15 protein-coding genes are annotated in these 17,393 nt (G+C 69.6%); 11 read left to right on the forward strand and 4 right to left on the reverse strand.

Going from position 1 to position 17,393, the window contains the following annotated elements; all coding sequences use genetic code 11:
- Positions 1–252: 252 nt before the first annotated feature.
- The 8 genes from DXZ73_RS37910 to DXZ73_RS05070 all read left to right on the forward strand — a co-directional run bounded on the left by DXZ73_RS37910 (position 253) and on the right by DXZ73_RS05070 (position 6,198).
- Positions 253–981 carry a hypothetical protein gene (locus tag DXZ73_RS37910; protein WP_162890048.1) on the forward strand — a complete coding sequence of 243 codons (729 nt, stop codon included), beginning with the start codon at positions 253–255 and terminating at the stop codon, positions 979–981.
- 606 nt (positions 982–1,587) lie between these two features.
- Positions 1,588–1,995 carry a hypothetical protein gene (locus DXZ73_RS05040; RefSeq protein WP_116209818.1) on the forward strand — a complete coding sequence of 136 codons (408 nt, stop codon included), beginning with the start codon at positions 1,588–1,590 and terminating at the stop codon, positions 1,993–1,995.
- Between the two features lie 361 nt (positions 1,996–2,356).
- Positions 2,357–2,806 carry an STAS domain-containing protein gene (locus DXZ73_RS05045; protein ID WP_116209819.1) on the forward strand — a complete coding sequence of 150 codons (450 nt, stop codon included), beginning with the start codon at positions 2,357–2,359 and terminating at the stop codon, positions 2,804–2,806.
- Positions 2,807–2,850: 44 nt separating this feature from the next.
- Positions 2,851–3,510 carry a hypothetical protein gene (locus DXZ73_RS05050; protein ID WP_205519110.1) on the forward strand — a complete coding sequence of 220 codons (660 nt, stop codon included), beginning with the start codon at positions 2,851–2,853 and terminating at the stop codon, positions 3,508–3,510.
- 1,071 nt (positions 3,511–4,581) lie between these two features.
- Positions 4,582–4,773: a hydrophobic protein gene (locus DXZ73_RS05055; protein WP_116209820.1), complete on the forward strand. Its 192-nt coding sequence runs from the start codon at positions 4,582–4,584 to the stop codon at positions 4,771–4,773.
- 69 nt (positions 4,774–4,842) lie between these two features.
- The gene (locus tag DXZ73_RS05060; RefSeq protein ID WP_116209821.1) at positions 4,843–5,016 is read left to right on the forward strand and encodes a CsbD family protein; all 174 of its coding nucleotides are present in this window, start codon (positions 4,843–4,845) and stop codon (positions 5,014–5,016) included.
- Between the two features lie 132 nt (positions 5,017–5,148).
- Complete coding sequence (locus tag DXZ73_RS05065) at positions 5,149–5,766, forward strand: hypothetical protein (RefSeq protein ID WP_116209822.1); 618 nt, start codon at positions 5,149–5,151, stop codon at positions 5,764–5,766.
- Positions 5,767–5,775: 9 nt separating this feature from the next.
- The gene (locus tag DXZ73_RS05070) at positions 5,776–6,198 is read left to right on the forward strand and encodes a hypothetical protein (RefSeq protein ID WP_116209823.1); all 423 of its coding nucleotides are present in this window, start codon (positions 5,776–5,778) and stop codon (positions 6,196–6,198) included.
- A 167-nt stretch (positions 6,199–6,365) separates the two neighbouring features.
- Here the strand turns inward: DXZ73_RS05070 and DXZ73_RS05075 are convergent, their stop codons facing one another.
- Complete coding sequence (locus tag DXZ73_RS05075; RefSeq protein ID WP_116209824.1) at positions 6,366–8,750, reverse strand: phosphoketolase family protein; 2,385 nt, start codon at positions 8,748–8,750, stop codon at positions 6,366–6,368.
- Positions 8,751–9,147: 397 nt separating this feature from the next.
- The gene (locus DXZ73_RS05080) at positions 9,148–9,783 is read right to left on the reverse strand and encodes a hypothetical protein (protein ID WP_205519111.1); all 636 of its coding nucleotides are present in this window, start codon (positions 9,781–9,783) and stop codon (positions 9,148–9,150) included.
- 472 nt (positions 9,784–10,255) lie between these two features.
- Between DXZ73_RS05080 and DXZ73_RS05085 the strand changes: the two genes are divergently transcribed.
- The 3 genes from DXZ73_RS05085 (at position 10,256) to DXZ73_RS05095 (ending at position 13,781) form a co-directional block, all read left to right on the forward strand.
- On the forward strand, positions 10,256–10,735 hold the full coding sequence (locus DXZ73_RS05085; RefSeq protein ID WP_240351192.1) for a DUF5994 family protein: 480 nt from the start codon (positions 10,256–10,258) through the stop codon (positions 10,733–10,735).
- 141 nt (positions 10,736–10,876) lie between these two features.
- Positions 10,877–11,740, forward strand: coding sequence for a slipin family protein (locus tag DXZ73_RS05090; RefSeq protein ID WP_116209825.1), 864 nt, complete (start codon positions 10,877–10,879; stop codon positions 11,738–11,740).
- A gap of 223 nt (positions 11,741–11,963) precedes the next feature.
- Positions 11,964–13,781: an APC family permease gene (locus DXZ73_RS05095; RefSeq protein WP_116209826.1), complete on the forward strand. Its 1,818-nt coding sequence runs from the start codon at positions 11,964–11,966 to the stop codon at positions 13,779–13,781.
- Here the strand turns inward: DXZ73_RS05095 and DXZ73_RS05100 are convergent.
- Together DXZ73_RS05100 and DXZ73_RS05105 are read right to left on the reverse strand one after the other, a co-directional pair.
- Complete coding sequence (locus tag DXZ73_RS05100; protein WP_116209827.1) at positions 13,760–16,444, reverse strand: WD40/YVTN/BNR-like repeat-containing protein; 2,685 nt, start codon at positions 16,442–16,444, stop codon at positions 13,760–13,762. The two genes, DXZ73_RS05095 and DXZ73_RS05100, sit on opposite strands and share 22 nt — an antisense overlap.
- Before the next feature lie 177 nt (positions 16,445–16,621).
- Complete coding sequence (locus DXZ73_RS05105) at positions 16,622–17,272, reverse strand: CatB-related O-acetyltransferase (protein WP_116209828.1); 651 nt, start codon at positions 17,270–17,272, stop codon at positions 16,622–16,624.
- Positions 17,273–17,393 lie beyond the last annotated feature (121 nt).

Raw genomic sequence — 17,393 nt, forward strand, 5'->3', positions numbered from 1 at the left:
GACTTAGCTGCTTAAAAGCTCTGCATCTGGCTTATTCATCGTATGCGCATTAGCGTCGGAGACGATCCGGAATGGGCCGAAAGCGCGCGACGGCCCCTGGCCGGGGCCACACACACCTCTCCCCGCTGTCCGACTCGCGGGTGGTACGGGGAAATGGGCGACTGAGTCCCGGCCATCCGGGAAGGCGCCAACAGACTGCACCACAGCGGGTGTTCACGAGCTGACACCCACCTCCTTCAAGGAGATTGCGTCATGAGTGGAAAACGACGGCCTACCGCCCTGCTGGGCATGCGAGCCCTCTTCGCCGCGGTGATGCTCACCGCGGTGCCCACCGCGGCCCTGGCCGTGGGCACGACCCCGCCGGTCGCAGCCTGCTCCGGCACCAACGGGCAAAACGGCGCCGACGGCACTCCCACCCACCCGGCAGGCTGGCCCGGCACCGACGGCGGCAACGGCGCCCCCGGCTGCGCGGGCGGGACCGGCGGCAACGGCGGGGCCGGCTGGGGCGGCGGAGCAGGCGGCGCCGGCGGCAACGGTGGGGTCGGCGGCGCAGGCGCCACAGGCTTCGGTGGAGCCGGTGGCAACGGAGGCAACTCCGGCCCGAGCGGCGGGGCCGGCGGCGCCGGGGGCATCGGCGGGGCCGGCGGGGCCGGGACGGCCTCCGGCAGCAACGGCGCGACCGGCGGTGTCGGCGGGCTCGGCGGCAACTCCACTGTCAGCACCGGCGGGGCCGGCGGTCACGGCGGGGCCGGCGGTGCGGCGACCGGCAGCAACAACAATGGCGGGGCCGGCGGAACAGGCGGTAACGGTGGCAACAGCGGCACCAACGGCACGGGTGGTGCAGGCGGGGCCGGCGGCGACGGCGGGGCGGCCACCGGCACCGGCATGATCGGTCACTGCGGCCCCGGCGGCACCGGCGGGCTCGGCGGCGTCGGCAACGGCGCACACGGCACCCCCGGAACCGGCAGCGGCACCTGCTGAGACAGCCCACCCCGGACCACCGGGGCACAGCGGACCGGCGAAGACACAAGCAAGAAGGCCGTGCGGCCAGGATGTCGCGACATGACGACACCCCATCCGCACGGTCTTCTCCATGCCACAGCGAGTTGTCCCTCGTGCGGGTGAGCCAGCGGCCGAACAGCCGTGGCAGGTGAAGTCCCCCTCAGACAATGGGAGTTACCGATACGAGGAGTGTTCATGGGTGGTTTGATCGACAGCGTAATCGGAATCGCGAGTGGCGCAGCGGCCGGCATCGCGCCTCAGCTCCTGGCCTTCTTGAGCAGTTTGGGCGTGTAGACGTGAGTGGCTCAGGCATGGCGTGACACCTCGACAACGTCGAGCGGGGTCCTACTCCGAATTCGGAGTAGGACCCCGTCGTTTGAGCCTTCAGTTGTCTGCTTGCACACCAAGGGCCTCCACCGGCGCAGCCATACGGCCCGAATTCACCTGAACGAGAACTACCGCTTCCCCTTGTGGACGCCCATGCTGGTAGGACAACGGTGCGGCCCGACGGCGGACCGACTCCATAGAGGTCTCTGGCACTCTGCCCCGGCGGTAACGCATCGCAGAACGTTATGGAGACCCGTCATGAACACTGCCATCGGTATCCGTATCGCCGGACTGCTGGCCGTACCCGTGCTGGCCGCAGGGGGCCTGGTCGGCGCGGGCGCACCCGCCGACGCCACCACCCCTGCACACTCGGCGTCAGCACACCGCGACCCCTCCACCGCCTGCCTGACCGCCAAGGCCGCCGCCGACGCGGCGAACGTCGACGCGGCCACCGCCGCCGCGGCCAACGTCGCCAACGCGGCCACCGCCGCTGCCGCAGCCAAGACCCTCGCCAACGATGTCGGCCAACCCGCCACCGTCATCGCCGCCGACGCCAGCACCGCGGCCGAAGCCGCCAAGGCAGCCGCCACCGCGGCCGCCGCCAGCGCCGCCGCCTACACCACCGCCGCGGCCGCCAACACCGCCGCGGCCAAGGCCTGCACCTAAGGGCTGCCCGGCGGGTCACGAGCGGAGCCGGACCGCGCCCACGGTTACTGCGGGTCCGTGAGAAGTCACCTTCTTCCCCCGCCCGTTGAGCCAGGCCAGGGTCTATGCTGCCGAGTGGACGTCCCGGACCCCGACGGCTCACTACTGTTCGACGCAAGGTGCCTGTGGGGAGCGGACCATCCGTCCGGCCGCTCAGCGCACCCCCAGGGGAACCAGCCGAGTCCTCCGCTCCGGAACACGGGCTGCTGGACCGGCCATTCACCCGGCCACCTGTAGTTGAACCGGGAGTACGCCCAGGAGGTGCCGGAGCCCGGCATCACTGCTCGGCGCTGCCCCGGCCGGTCTCCTGAACCGAGGCGCCATGCCCACCCATCAGATGCTGAACGTCTACCGGCACGACAGAAAGAACCGTGCGCTGATCACCCTGGCCGGTGAGATCGACCTGGTCTCGGTTCCCTTGGTGCGCGAGACGCTGGAGCGGTGTCTGCGCGAGGGCATCCGCACCATCGACGTCGACCTCACCCCTGTCACCTTCTGCGACTGCAGCGGTCTCAACGTCTTCCTCGCCGCCGCGTGCCGCACTGCTGAGGTCGGCGGGACCCTGCGCCTGCACTACCCGCCTCCGCTGCTGGTCCGGCTCCTCGCCCTTACCGGCACCGCCTCCATCCTCCTCGCCCTCCCGGACGGTGACATGGTGCCTGCTCTCCCGGGCGATCCGGCCGGGAGCTCTCCCGCCCTGCAACCACAGCCCTTCGGGGCAGTACACCGGCTCGTTCCGGCCATGGCCACTGCCGTGGGTGGTGTGCTGTGACGGCCCGTTCCGGGCCGGGGCAGGCACGGCATCTGGAGGGCGACATGCCATCAGAGAGGGGTGAGCTGTATCTGCGCGGGCTGAGCCGCTGGCAGGCCGAAGGCCAGCGTGAGGACCTGGCGGATCTCTACGTGGAGTCCGTCGGCACCGAACCCGGTGAGGAGTACCGCAGTCGCGAGGGTTTCCTGCGGCGCCTTGCCGATGACGTCCGTCGCCCCGGGTTCGACATGGTGATCGCGGAGGCCACGGAGGCAGCGGAGGCGTCGGTCCTGGTGGGATGTGCCTTCGGATTCGCCGTACGGCGTGACGGCACTTGGTGGCAAGGGTTCTCCGGGGCGCTCCCGCAGGACATCGAGCGGCTCACTGCGTCCGGGCATGTCTTCGCGATCACCGAGATCGTGGTTCATCCGCACGAGGGCGACCGCGGAATCGCCGGTCACTTGCAGGAGCGGCTGCTCACCGGCCATCAGGCGTCGCTCGGTGCCACCCAGGTGGATCAGGCCGACCGCGCGACCTGCGCCGCCTTCCGGTCCTGGGGATGGCAGGACATCGGAGAGATCCGCCGGCCGCCCGGTCCAACCGCCCTGCGGGTGCTGGTCCTCCCCCTCGGAGAGCGGACCGCGGCGAACCGGGATGGCCTGGCGCACAACGCAGGCACTGAGCGGCCCCGTGAAGCGGACGGGGTGGACCCGGGGATGAGATGAGGAGTCGGAGAGGTGTGCCCAGTGACGGCTGGTACACGGTCGGTCCGGATATCGAGCGTGTCCGGTTCTGATGCCTTGTCCGCCCTCATGGAGGGCGTCTAGCCTCCCCCACAAGGCCGGAGCATGCATGCTGCCCGGCCCGGCTTCCCGGACCCCGAGGCCGCAGTGCCCACAAGGACGGCCGGAGATTGCGTTCCTCAGCGCGCGTTCCCCGGCCCCGCCCTTCCCGGCCTGTCCGCCAGGGGCTTCCGATCACCCCACGCGACCCTGCCGGCCAGGAAGGGCGGATCCACGCTGGAGGCGGGGAAAGGAGCCCCGCTCTCCAGCGTCCGGCCGCCGCCGGTACCGGTTCTCCTCCCGGCGGCGGCCGGTTCTCCCACAGCGTGCGCAGGCACCTGTGTGAAGCACAGTGCAGCGGCCGGCGCCATATGGCAACCCCGCCTGACCGCCGGGCTCTGCTCCTGGCGGCCGTATCCGCGGGCCGGCACCGACGTCGTCATCGCACCAACCCGATATCTCTGCCCCGGACCGGTCAAGGAGCACACCGGACTGGCGCCGGGAACGTTCCCGGTACCCGCCCGGTGTGACGACGAGGTCAGCCGCGTGGGCGCTGGCAGTAGGAGCCGACATTGCGGTGGTAATCGGTGTCGCCGAGCCGAGGTGGCGTCCGCGGGATTCTTCCGCGCGTCAGGAGACTCGCGCCGCCGGTCCATGGCGAACGCTCTTGGCGAGCACCAGGGCCGATGGCGCAAGACGGAGGCCGCGGGGTTCAGCCCTCGCGGAAAGCGGAAGCCCGAGGGCGGTGCGGGAGAGTCCGGCACCTACGCGTATCACGCGCCTCCTCGGAGCGGAAGGGGTCTCACGCTGCCGGGGACCGGGGCGCATCGGCGCCGGAGCCGGAACCCGTCACTATCGCCAGTTCGTTGACAGGGGAGGCCGCCGGGCGTTGACTGGGCATCACGGCGCAGGACTACGACGCTCCGGCATTCTCCGGGCGGCGCCCTCCGTCCAGCTTCGCCCGGACCCCGCGGAACTCAGGGAATTCTCCCTGTGCTCATTGGAGTTCCGGCCGTGACCGTCTGGATCGCTCTTCTCCTGTCGGCCCTGATCCTGTTCGGGTTCGGCTTCGTCGCGCACCTGCTGTGGATCGCGGCAGCCGTCGTGCTGATCATCTGGATCTTCGGTTTCGGCCGACACAGCCGCAGCCGCGGCGGATTCGTCGGCAAGGACCGGCATCGCCGCCACGGCCGCGCCCGCCGGTGACCGGCCTCGGGCTTCGGCCCGCCTGCGAGAACGGCGCCTGTACACCCCAACGGACGCGAAAGGACTGCCATGAGCCTGGGAAAGAAGTTCAAGGACAAGACGCAGGTGCTCAGCGGAAAGATCAAGCAGAGCATCGGCCGGGCCACCGGGAACAGGCGGCTGCGGACGGAAGGGAAAACGGATCGCGTCGCGGGAAATCTGAAGCAGTCCGGCGAGAAGGCCAAGGACGCCTTCGAACGCTGACCCCCGACCGCCCCGGGTGGTGCCCACGCCGCGTGGGCACCACCCGGCAGGCACCACGCGGGGTACGAGCCAACAGGAGCTGACGGGAATGAAACTGAGCGGCTTACGAGCCGGGAACCGGCGAGGGCGGCCATGTCCACCGTCGTGATCACTGCCTCGATCATCGTGGCCGTCATTGCCGTGGCCGCCGTCCTCTTCACCGGACGCGGCCGGGCGAGCGGCGAGCACGCGCTGAAACGGCGCTTCGGCCCCGAGTACGCCCGTGCCGTCGCCCGCCACGACGGCAACACCAGGACAGCCGAGCGGGAACTCGACGAGCGCGTGCAGCGCCACGGTTTCCTCAAGGAACAGCCGCTGCCACCTGGGGCCCGCGAGCAGTACGCGGCCCAGTGGGCCCGGATCCAGGAGTGGTTCGTCGACTCACCGTGGGAGGCGGCCGCCGAGGCCGACGCGGTACTGGCGCGGCTGGCGAAGGACCGGGGCTTCCCCGGTGGTGAGGAGTTCGAGGAACAGCTGGCCGCGCTCTCCGTCCACCACGCCGGGCAGGTCCACGGATACCGCAAGGTGCACATGGCCGTGCGCGGCCAGGCCGGCACGGAGGAGATGCGCGAGGCCGTGGTCGAGGCCCGGGATCTCTTCGATGAACTGCTCACGCAACGACCGGACGGCTCGGGCCGGCACCGGCCGCAGTCCTGCGACGACCGCGGCCACGCGCCAAGGCCGCTCGGCCGACGCCATACGAAGGGATAGGGGAACGTGATGATGTACGACCAAGAACGCGCACAGCAGCCCCCCGCCAAGAGCCGGACCCCCGCTGAGCCACGCGCCCCGCACGTACCTCACCCCGAGCCGCCCCGGCAACCGCTCCAGCCGGTCACGGGTGCCGACAGCACCGGCCACACCCCGGGCTCGGAGCAGTTGTTCCCGCAGGATGCCCGGGACAAGCTGGCCACGCTCCTCCAGCAGGCCGTCAACACGTTTGTCGACCATCCGCGTCAGGCGGTGGAGGAAGCCGAGGGCGCCTTCGACAAAGCCGTCACCTACCTGACGGACACCCTGGCGGAACGAGGACGCGTCCTCCGCGCGCGCTGGCAGGACCAGTACTCCGAGGCGGAGACGGAGGAACTGCGGCTCGCGCTACGGCAGTACCGGGAGATCACAGAGCAGCTGCTGCAACTGTGAACTGTCATGACTTCACCGCCCCCTGAGCTGCTGCGGACCATCGAGTCGCCGCAGCAGGACGCGCCCGGCCGCCCCGCCTCCCAGCGAACCGGCAACCGGCCGGTCATCCGGGCGGCCGGGACGCACCTGCTGCCCTCCGGGATCCCCGGACCCCGGCGCCGCATGGCTCAGTTCGTCCAGGTCCATTCCGTGACTTCCGGCAGGTCGGTGCCGTGTTCACGGATCCAGGCGCGGTGGCGGGTACGGACGTCCTCCATCTCCTGCCGGAGCGTGGCGGCGCGTACGGCCAGGCCGGGGACGCGGTCGATGACGTCCATGACCAGGCGGTAGCGGTCCATGTCGTTGCGCACGACCATGTCGAACGGGGTGGTGGTCGTGCCTTCCTCCTTGTAGCCGCGGACGTGCAGATGGGTATGACCGGCGCGGCGGTAGGCAAGGCGGTGGATCAGCCACGGGTACCCGTGGTAGGCGAAGACGACCGGTTTGCCGCGGGTGAACAGCGCGTCGAATTCCGGGTCGGACATGCCGTGCGGGTGCTCTTCGTTCGGGAGCAGGCGGGCCAGGTCCACGACGTTGACGACCCGGACCGCGAGGTCGGGCAGGTGGCGGCGGAGCAATTGCGCGGCGGCCAGGACCTCCAGCGTGGGAACGTCGCCCGCGCAGGCCAGGACCGCGTCGGGTTCCGCAGTGCCGTCCTCGCTCCCGGCCCATGTCCAGATCCCGGCTCCGCGGGCGCAGTGGGCACGTGCCTCCTCGAGGCCGAGCCAGTCGAAGCAGGGCTGTTTGCCGGCGACGACGACGTTGACGTGGTCGCGGCTGCGCAGCACGTGATCCGCGACGGCCAGGAGGGTGTTGGCGTCCGGGGGGAAGTAGACGCGGACGACCTCGGGGGACTTGTTGAGGACGTGGTCGACGAAGCCGGGATCCTGATGCGAGAAGCCGTTGCTGTCCTGCCTCCAGACGTGCGAGGTGAGCAGGTAGTTGAGGGAGGCGATGGGGCGGCGCCAGGGGATGCGACGCGAGGTGCGCAGCCATTTGATGTGCTGGTTGACCATGGAGTCGACGATGTGGACGAACGCCTCGTAGCAGGAGAACATCCCGTGCCGGCCGGTGAGGAGGTAGCCCTCCAGCCAGCCCTGGCAGGTGTGTTCGGAGAGGATTTCCATGACCCGGCCGTGGAGGTCCAGATGTTCGTCGGTGTCCAGGGTCGTCGCCTGCCAGGCTTTTCCGGTGGCGCGGTAGACGGCCTGGAGGCGGTTGGAGGCGGTTTCGTCCGGGCCGACCAGCCGGAAGTCGCGGCGCTGTGCGGTGTCCTCCATGAGGGTCTCCAGCAGGCCGCCCAGGACACGCGTGGGTTCGTGGAGGGTGGCGCCGGGTTTGTCGACCGGGATCGCGTATCGCTCCAGCGGCGGGATCGGCAGCTCGCGCAGCAGTCGGCCGCCGTTGGCGTGCGGGACGGCGCCGAGCCTGTGCTCCCCCTCGGGCACACATGCCAGAACCCGCTCACGTGGGCGGCCCTGGTCGTCGAACAGCTCGGCGGGCCGATAGGAGCGCATCCACGCTTCCAGTTGCCGCAAGTGCTCGGGGTTCTCCCGCACCGTGTCGAGGGGGACTTGGTGGGCGCGCCAGGTGTCCTCCACGGGCAGGCCGTCGACCTCGGCGGGGCCGGTCCAGCCCTTGGGGGTGCGCAGCACGATCACCGGCCACCGGCGGCGTTCGGTGACGCCCTGTTCGCGGGCACCGCGCTGGATGTCGGCGATGCGCTCCAGCGCGGTGTCCATCGCACGCGCCATGGCGCGGTGCACCTGGAGCGGGTCGTTGCCACCGACGTGGATCGGGTCGTGGCCCAGACCGCGGATGAAGTCGTCGAGTTCGTATTCGGGCAGCCGGGCTAGGACCGCCGGGTTGGCGATCTTGTATCCGTTGAGGTGGAGGATCGGCAGGACCGCTCCGTCGTGCACCGGGTCGAGGAACTTGTTGGAGTGCCACGAGGCGGCCAGTGGCCCGGTCTCGGCCTCGCCGTCGCCGATGACGCAGGCGACCAGCAGGCCGGGGTTGTCCAGGGCCGCACCGTAGGCGTGGGCGAGGGAGTAGCCGAGTTCGCCGCCCTCGTGGATCGAGCCGGGCGTCTGGGGGGCGACATGGCTGGGCACGCCGCCGGGGAAGGAGAACTGGCGGAAGAGCCGTGTCATGCCCGCGGTGTCGCGGCCGACGTCCGGGTAGGTCTCGGTGTAGGTGCCCTCCAGCCAGGAGTTGGCGAGCACGGCCGGCCCTCCGTGGCCGGGGCCCCAGATGCACAGGGTGTCCTGGCCACGGGCCTTGATCACCCGGTTGAGGTGGGTGTGGACCAGGTTCAGCCCGGGCGAGGTTCCCCAGTGCCCGAGCAGTCTGGGCTTGATGTGCTCCGGGAGCAGCGGCTCGGCCAGCAGCGGGTTGGTCATGAGGTAGATCTGGCCCACGGCCAGATAGTTCGCGGCCCGCCAGTGGGCATCGAGTTCTCCCAGCTCCGCGTCGTCGAGACAGCTGTCGGGTTCCGGGTGGACATCGGCCATTTCCTGGTTCTCCAAGTCGTCGGGCGGCGCGGCGCCGCGGATACCGGTGGTCGGGCGGCGTACTCGGGACTGCGGGCGGCGTCGTGAGCACCGATGACGGCGATGCCGAGGAGTTCCGGGGTCGCGGCACATGAGGGCGACTCCGGCACTTGCGTGCACCACGCACCTCCACGGAGCGGAAATGGTCTCCACGCTGCCGGGGGCCGGGGCCGCAGCCGACACCCTAGCCCTGCCCGCGTCACGCAACCAGCGTCCGAACGAGCCACCGGATCGCCCGCGTCGGGCCCGCGTCCGTGCAAGGGCCCGGCCCTGCCATCCACGCCCGGAGAAACGCCACGGCCGCTCCGGGGAGGGAGCGGCCGTGGTCGGATGCCGGTCTTTGGTACGGAGGGGCTTGTCAGCCGATGCAGCCGGGGACGGGTGAGGGGCTGCCGGTGCAGTTGGTCGCGATGTTGGCGGTCACGGTGGAGGTGTTGAGTGTTGCCGAGCCGGCGGTGTAGTAGATCCCGCCGGGGTTCACAGCAGCGATATTGGTGTTGACCACGCTGCTGGTCAGGGTGAGCGTCCCGTTGACGCTGGCGATGCCTGCACCCTGATGAGCGGTGTTGCTCTTGACGGTGCTGCTGGTGAGCGTCGCCGCGGACGCTGTACCGGTGCTGGAGAGGGCACCGCCGAGACCGTCGGCGGTGTTGCCGGACAGCTGACTGCCGGTGAGTGTGACCGCGCCGAAGCTGAGGATGCCTCCGCCGTCGCCATGACCCGTTGCGGCCGCGTGACCGCCGCTGAGAGTGACTGCCTTGAGAGTGAGGCCGCCCGTGGGGCCGACCTGGGCGATACGGAACGCGGGCGCCGTTCCCGCGCGGGTGATGGTGTTGGCGTTGCCCTCGAGAGTGACGGGGGTGGTGATGACCGGCAAGCCGGCCGGGCCGTTCACCCCGTCGTCGCCGTGGCCGGCTGTGAGGGTGTACGTACAGCCAGGGGTCAGGGTGACGGTCCCGCCGCCCGCGGCGTTCGCCGCGTTCACAGCGGTCACCAGGGCTGTCTCGTCGCAGGCGACAGACGCAGGCCGGGCCTGCGCGGCCCCGGGCAGAAGAATGGCGGCACCAGCGGCAAGAGCACCGGCCGCGGAAAGTGCGAGAATTGTGCGAGTGTTTCGCATCAGGACTTTCATGGCACTGAGACCGATGGTGGCTGAGTAAGAAAACTCAAACGTCCCGCAGGAGCGGTCACCGGCGGCCAACGAACAACCAGCCCGGACGCTACTCCGCCCAACCGGAAATAGATAGCCCGATACCGCTTCCAACTCTTCCGTTATGGCGGTATTTCGCCTGAAGCACGGAAATGCACGGCAAGGCGAGAACTGCCGCGGATCCCAGCGCTCGGGCCGCCCCCGGAGTAGCCTGGGGACACTGGGAATGCTCCGTGCGCCGGCTCCATGTCGGTGCCGTTTCCGGCGAGCGGCTATATCGGGCGCATGCAAATGCGCCCGGAATCGGGTCCGCCTCATGACGACGACCATCAGCCCCTCTTCGACCCTCGAAGAGGGCACTTGCCCGCCACCGGCGCGCCTGGCCCTGAAACCGGCGGGCGCGGACCGGGGGCTCCTGGACGGCGCCTGGTGGCCTCGTTCCCGCGACCTCGCGCGCGAGCTTCCCGCCCTGACCGATGTGCTGGACCACCGCTGGGCGCGCATTACCCGGATCACGGTGAACCCCACCTACTGGCCGGTGATCCCGCGAAAGATACCCGTCACCGGGCATGTCGTGCATGTGGGCTGGTTCGCGGCGGAGCAGGATCCGCACAAGCTCCTGCTGCTCTCCTACGCCGTCGGCCGCTGGGACCTGCTGGTCATACCGCCGGAGAGCAGCGAGGACGCGGCCGCCCGGCTGATGTCCGCCGCGACCGACCCGCGCAACCACCGCACCGCCAGCGCCCTGATCGCAGGCGAGAAGCTTCTCGGCACCAGGGAAGCATCAAGCTCGTAGCAACGGACATCAGCGGTTGCGGGCCTGGCCGCGCACTCGACCGACCCGGCACCGACCCATGCGGGGCATCGCCCGCGTCACCGACGTACTGCCCAGGGCCACGTGCACGAGTGACGGGGCCCCGATTCCGAGGAGCGGAACATGGGAGCTTTGATCTTCGTCCTGGTGGTGGTCGTCGTCCTGGTCCTGATCGGGCTCGCGATGGCCATCAGGGTCGTCAAGCAGTTCGAGAAAGGGGTGCTGTTCCGGTTCGGCCGGCTCGTCGGGGAGCGTGCCCCGGGGCTGCGGTTCATCATCCCGTTCGCCGACGTCCTGCACCGGGTGTCGCTGCGGATCGTCACCATGCCGATCCAGTCACAGGGCATCATCACCCGGGACAACGTCAGCGTCGATGTGTCCGCAGTCGCCTACTTCCGGATCGTCGACGCCGTGAAGTCGGTCATCGCGATCGAGAACGTCTACTCGGCGATCGACCAGATCGCGCAGACCACCCTGCGGAAAGTCGTCGGTCAGCACACTCTCGACGAGACACTGTCGGAGACGGACCGTATCAACCTCGGCATCCGCGAGATCCTCGACGTCACCACCGCGGAGTGGGGCGTGGAGGTCACCCTTGTCGAGCTGAAGGACATCCAGCTTCCCGAGAGCATGAAGCGGGCCATGGCCCGCCAGGCGGAGGCCGAGCGGGAGAAGCGCGCAAAGATCATCGGAGCCGAGGGCGAGTCGCTCGCCGCCGCGGCACTGGGCGACGCCTCCGACACGATGATGGCCCACCCGCTGGCGCTGCAGCTCCGCAACCTGCAGAGCCTGGTGGAGATCGGCGTGGACAAGAACACCACCGTCGTCTTCCCCGCCCCCTTGATGAGCACCATCGGCGAACTCGGCGCCTTCCTCGCCCGCGAAGTGGCCGCCGCAGCCCCGCCGGCCACATCGACACCCTCGGCAACCGAACAACCGGCTCAGGACACCCCCGCCGACGAAGGTTCCGACGCCCCGCAGAAGTAGGCGCCCCACTGCGCTTCGGCCCGCCACCATGCCGGGCGGCGGAGGTCAGCCGATGTCGTGAGCAAGCTCGCTCATGGATGCCGTCCTTACGGGAGCGTTCCCGCAGGGCCCGGAATGCCACCTGTCTTCGGGTCGCTATGGGCGCGTCGGGCCCTCCCGGCGGCATGATGGCCCTGCCTGGGCTGGAGAACGGGCTGTGGATCCGTCAGCAGGGAAGGCACCTATGAGTTTTGGAACGGCGCCGAAGACGGTCGCGCCGCGGGTGCCGTTGCGGCACGGGGAGGGCGACAAAGAGCATCTGACCAGCTTCGGCGGTCTGGCCGCGCTGTCGCTCGACGCGCTGAGCTCGGTGGCGTACGGGCCTGAGGCCATCGTGCTGGTGCTGGTGACGGCCGGCGCGTCGGCGTTGCGCCTGACCCTGCCGGTCACGCTGGCCATCGTGGGCCTGCTGGTCGTGCTGGTCGTCTCCTACTGCCAGGTCATCGCGGTGCACCCGGACGGCGGTGGCGCGTACGCGGTGGGCAAGAAGGACCTGGGAGCCACGGTCAGTCTGCTGGCAGCCGCGAGCCTGGTGGTGGACTACGTGCTCACCGTCGCGGTCAGCCTCGCCGCGGGAGCCGCCAGCCTGGTATCGGCGTTCCCCTCGCTGGGGCACCACATGCTCGGCATGTGCCTGATCGGGCTGGCCCTGATCACCACGGTCAACCTCTGGGGCATCGCGGAGAGCGCACGCGCGCTCATGCTGCCCCTGGTGCTGTTCCTCGCCGCGGTCTTCGGTGTGATCGTCGTGGGTCTGCTCCGCTCGCACCCCGCCGCGGTGGTCGGCAGCGCGCAGCCTGTTCACATCAGCGAGGCGCTGGGAACGGTCGTGATCCTCAGGGCCTTCGCCGCCGGCTGCTCGGCCTTGACCGGCATCGAAGCCATCGCCAACGGCGTCCCCACCTTCCGGCAACCGCGTGCGCGCCGCGCCCAGCGCACCGAGCTGATGCTCGGTGCGCTGCTCGGTGCGATGCTCATCGGGCTGTCGGTGCTGATCAACCGCGACCGCGTCGCACCCCGCGGCGGAGTCACCGTGCTGGCGCAGCTCACCGCCGGTTCCTTCGGCACCGGTTGGGCGTACTACGCCTCCAACATCATCGTCACCCTGGTACTGGCGCTGGCCGCCAACACCAGCTTCGGCGGCCTGCCGGTGCTGATGAGTCTGCTGTCCAAGGACAACCGGCTGCCCCACCTTTTCGGCCTGCGGGCCGAACGGCCGGTCTACCGCTACGGCGTCATCGCCCTCGCGGTGCTCGCAGCCGTCCTGCTGATCGCCGTCGACGCGGTCACCGACCGGCTCATCCCGCTGTACGCGATCGGGGTGTTCATCGGGTTCACCATCAGCCAGACCGGCCTCGTCCGCCACTGGTACCGCCGACGCTCACCGCGCTGGGCCCTGCACGCCGCCCTCAACGGCACCGGCGCCGTGCTGACCGCGACCGCTGCCGCTGTCTTCATCGCCGGCAAGTTCACCTCCGGCGCCTGGGTGGTGGTCCTCACCGTGCCGGCCCTGATACTGCTGTTCTCCCGCATCGAAAGCTACTACCAGGCGGTAGGGCTCGAACTCGACCTGGGCGTGCTCCCGCATCCCCCGCGGCCGACCGCGAGCCTGGTCATCGTCCCCGTCGGCAGCATCAGCAAGGTCGCCGAGCACGCCCTGCGCGCGGCACTGTCCCTCGGCAGCGATGTCGTCGCCGTCAGCGTTCACCCAGAACCCGAAGAAGGCACGGCCTTCCGTACCCAGTGGGAGCAGTGGAACCCCGGCGTACGCCTGGACACCCTCAACAGCCCGCACCGGTCCCTCGTCCACCCGATCGTCGACTACGTCCGCCGAGCGCAACAGGGCAACCGTCAGGTTGCCGTCCTGATAGTCGAGGTCCAGCCACGCCGATGGCGCTACCGGATCCTCCAGAACCAGCGAGGCCTCCTCCTGGCGACCGTACTGCGGGCCGGCACGGATGCCGTCATCTGCACCATTCCCTACCGGCTCACCACCCGATAACCCGCGGAACCCTTGAGGCGTCGTACGTCGAAGGACCGGATGCCGCGCCCGTGAGTGGCGGCGTACAGATTGCCGTCGGGGCCCAGCTTCAGCTGCAGGACGGCAGTGGTGGGCAGGTCATTGCCGAGTACCTGCCACTGGTGCGCGCCGGCGGGGCGGTAGAAGGTGGCCAGGTCGGTGCCGAGGGCGAGGCCGCCGTTCGGCAGGAGCTTGACCGTGTTGGCGGGGACGTCGGGCAGGTTCTCCGAGATGTCCGTCCAGCTCGCCCCGCCGTCACGGGACTCGAAGAGGTGGCCGACGCCGGCGCCCGGGCCTTCGGTCCACGTGCGGGAGAAGCCGTTGACGGCGACGTACACGTGCTGGGCGTCGGCCGGGTCGATCTCGAAGCCGGAGATGTACCGGTTCGGGATCGTGCCGTCGACGGGGAGGCCGAGCTGGTGCCAGCCGGTTCCGTCGGCGTTGCCGACCGCGATGCCGCGGCTGAAGCCCTGGTTGTTGCAGGGGCCGCACCAGCCGACGTAGACGGTGCCGCCCGAGGAGGCGACGGCCGTGGCCACATGGCCTTCGCCGAGGTCGTAGCTGTTCTTCCACTCCCCGCCGGAGCGGATCGCGAAGCCCTTGCTCTGCACCCATACGTGACGGCCGCCGGCCACCCAGGTGTTGATGTCCTTGGTGTCCGACGTGATGGGTGCGATGAAACGTGCGCCCGCGCCCCCCAGGTCCTTGTCCGGCGGTGCGACCTCGTACTCGGTGGCCTTGGACGGGTCCGTGGCCCAGGATCCCTTGTTCACACCGCAGTTCTGGGTGACCCACATGTCGAGGTAGACGTATTCCTGGGCGATGTTGCAGCCGTTTTCCGGGTCGGTGATGGTGTCACCGCCGTCGCCGCCGAAGTTCGATCCCATGACCTTGTCGCGGCCGCGCAGGATCGACTGGCCGTTGTCCTGCAGTCCCCCGGTGACCGAGGTCCCGCCATAGGTGCGGTCCTTGCCGACGCCCACCGAGTAGTACTGAAGCGTGTCGATGGTGCCGTCGTTCAGCGACTGCCAGTCCTTGGCGTGCCCACCGGAGTCGACCGCGCCGTTCAGCGGGCGGCGGTAGATGCCGCCGTCGTTCCCCACATATGCCCACGTCTTGCCTCTGTAGCTGCCGACGGCGACCGCGTGCTGGTCGGAGTGTGTGGTCGGCGAGCAGTCGCCGGTCTGCTTCGTGGGGTCGATGCTCCAGCAGGGGAACGGGAAGTTCCAGTACGGGCCGGGGGTGATCCAGCTCGCACCGCCGTTCTTGGTCTCGAAGACCTCCTCCAGCCCCAGGTAGACATGGTCGGCATTGGCCGGGTCGACCTGGAGGAACTGGTTGTACCAGGACTGGATGCCCGGCATGTAGCCGGCGCTCTGGAGCGCCGAGCCCGAGGTTCTCAGCTTGCTGTAGTCGGCAACCTGCGTCCACGGCCCGAACGGCGAGCCGCTCTTGGAGACGTACACGCCTTTGAGTCCACTGTCCGGATTGGAAGCCGTCTGCGCCGGGGACTGGTCCACGGCATACAGCCGCGAACCGTCGGCGGCGGCCCCGAACGTCACGTTGCCGACGTCGTCGCTGTTGGTCGGCAGGTCGCCGATCCCGGTCACGGGCTTCCAGCTGTCGCCCTGCTTGCCGTACAGGCCGTTGTAGCTGTCCTTGCCGCGCCAGCCGACGGCCAGCAGCACCTTGCTCGGGTCCTTCGGGTCCACCGCGATGTCGTTGGCGATGTTCTTGTACGGGGCGCTGGGATCGGATGCCTTCGAACCACCCGGCAGATAGTCGGGGTTGGGTGCGAATTCGAGCTTCCACGGACCCGAGAGCGTGACGGTGGAGTGCGACCACACACCCCGGCTGGTGGCCGCCCACACCGTGGTGCCGACGAAGCGCAGCGCGTGGATGACGGTGCTCTCCAGTTCGGCGCCGCCCACCCGGCCGCCGGGCTGGAACTGCCCGTGCTGCGGGTCGGGCAGAACGTAGACGCCCGTGCCGACGAAGGACGTCGCACCGGTGTTGGACTCGCCGGTGGCGTACCAGAGCCGATGTGAGCCGTCCAGCGCGAGAGTGCCCGTCGACAGTGAGGGCAGCTTGTCGGCTATGGGCTCCCAGTGCCCGCCGCCGGTGCGCGAGCGGAACACACCGCCGTTGGCACCGCCCGCGTACACATGGCCCTGGTCGTCGGCGGCGATCCCGGTGATCCGGCCCGTCACGTTCCCGGAGCCGCCACTGGAGTTGGAGTTCACATCGCGATAGCGCGGATCGTCGGAGTCGTAGGCCTTCTTGGTGACGTGGTACCAGTCTCCGTTCGTGTGCCGCATCGACTGCAACTGGGACCAGGCCGCCCCGTACGCACCGGGCGCGACCACACCGGGAGCGGTACGGGCCTCGGTGTACTGGGCGGTGCCCTCGGCGGAGTTCTCCGCCTCGTCGGAACCACCGTCACTGCTTCCCGGCGCCGCGAGGGCGGACCTGCCGGATGCGAGGGCCTGGGTGTGCCGGTGGCCGATGTCGGCCTGGTGGCGCGCGTTCCAGGGCCGGGGTCCGGTGTCACCGGACGCCGCGAACGACTGCGCGCCGGCCAGTCCGAACGCGGCGGCCACGACGGTGCAGGTCATGAACCGCCGCCGATGCCGTTGGCGCATCATTGCGCTCTCCTCCCTACGACCGGGCGCTGAATGCTGCCCGACGCGGGGAGAGCTTGGCGTGCTCGCGACAGAACGGAAGATGAAGCCGGGAAAGATGGGATGGAGTTTGCCATTCCGGTGTGGCACGGCCGAAGCTGTACGCTCGCACCGCCACCGAGCCGGACTCCCGCACCCACGTCACATACGGCGGGTATCGGGGGCGGCGGCCTCGAGTTCGCCGATGCTCCCCGACATGATCGTCCGAACGTGTTCGGTGATGTGTTCCGCGGGCCAGTCCCACCGGGCCAGCGCCAGCAGCCGGGCGACGTCCTGATCGCTGTAGCGGGTACGGATGAGACGGGCCGGGTTGCCGCCGACGATCCCGTAATCGGGCACGTCCGTGGTGACCACGGAGCCGGCGGCGATGATCGCGCCGTGTCCGATCCGTACGCCGGGCATCACCGTCGTGCCGTAGCCGAACCAGACGTCGTTGCCGACGACCGTGTCCCCTCGGTTCGGCAGACCGGTGAGCAGGTCGAAGTGCTCGGACCACGAGCCGCCCACGGTGGGGAAGGGGAAGGTCGAGGGGCCGTCCATGCGGTGGTTGGCGCCGTTCATGATGAACCGCACCCCCGTGCCCAGCGCGCAGAACTTGCCGATGACCAGCTTCTCCGGCCCGTAGTGATAGAGCACGTTGCGCGACTCGAACACGGTCGGGTCATCCGGGTCGTCGTAGTAGGAGTACTCCCCGACCTCGATCAACGGGGACTTCACCAGCGGCTTGAGCAGCACCACCCGCGGCCGATCGGGCATCGGGTGGACCACCGTCGGGTCGGCAGGCACAGGCATGGCGAGCGATTCCTCATGGGTTGCGTGTCGGTATCCGGTCTCATGATCGCGGCACTCCGCCGACCAAGGACACCGGTTTACCACCGCAGGGCACCGGCCCCGGCATTCGCCAGGGGCCGGT

The organism is Streptoverticillium olivoreticuli subsp. olivoreticuli (assembly GCF_003391135.1).
Classification (GTDB): domain Bacteria; phylum Actinomycetota; class Actinomycetes; order Streptomycetales; family Streptomycetaceae; genus Streptomyces; species Streptomyces blastmyceticus.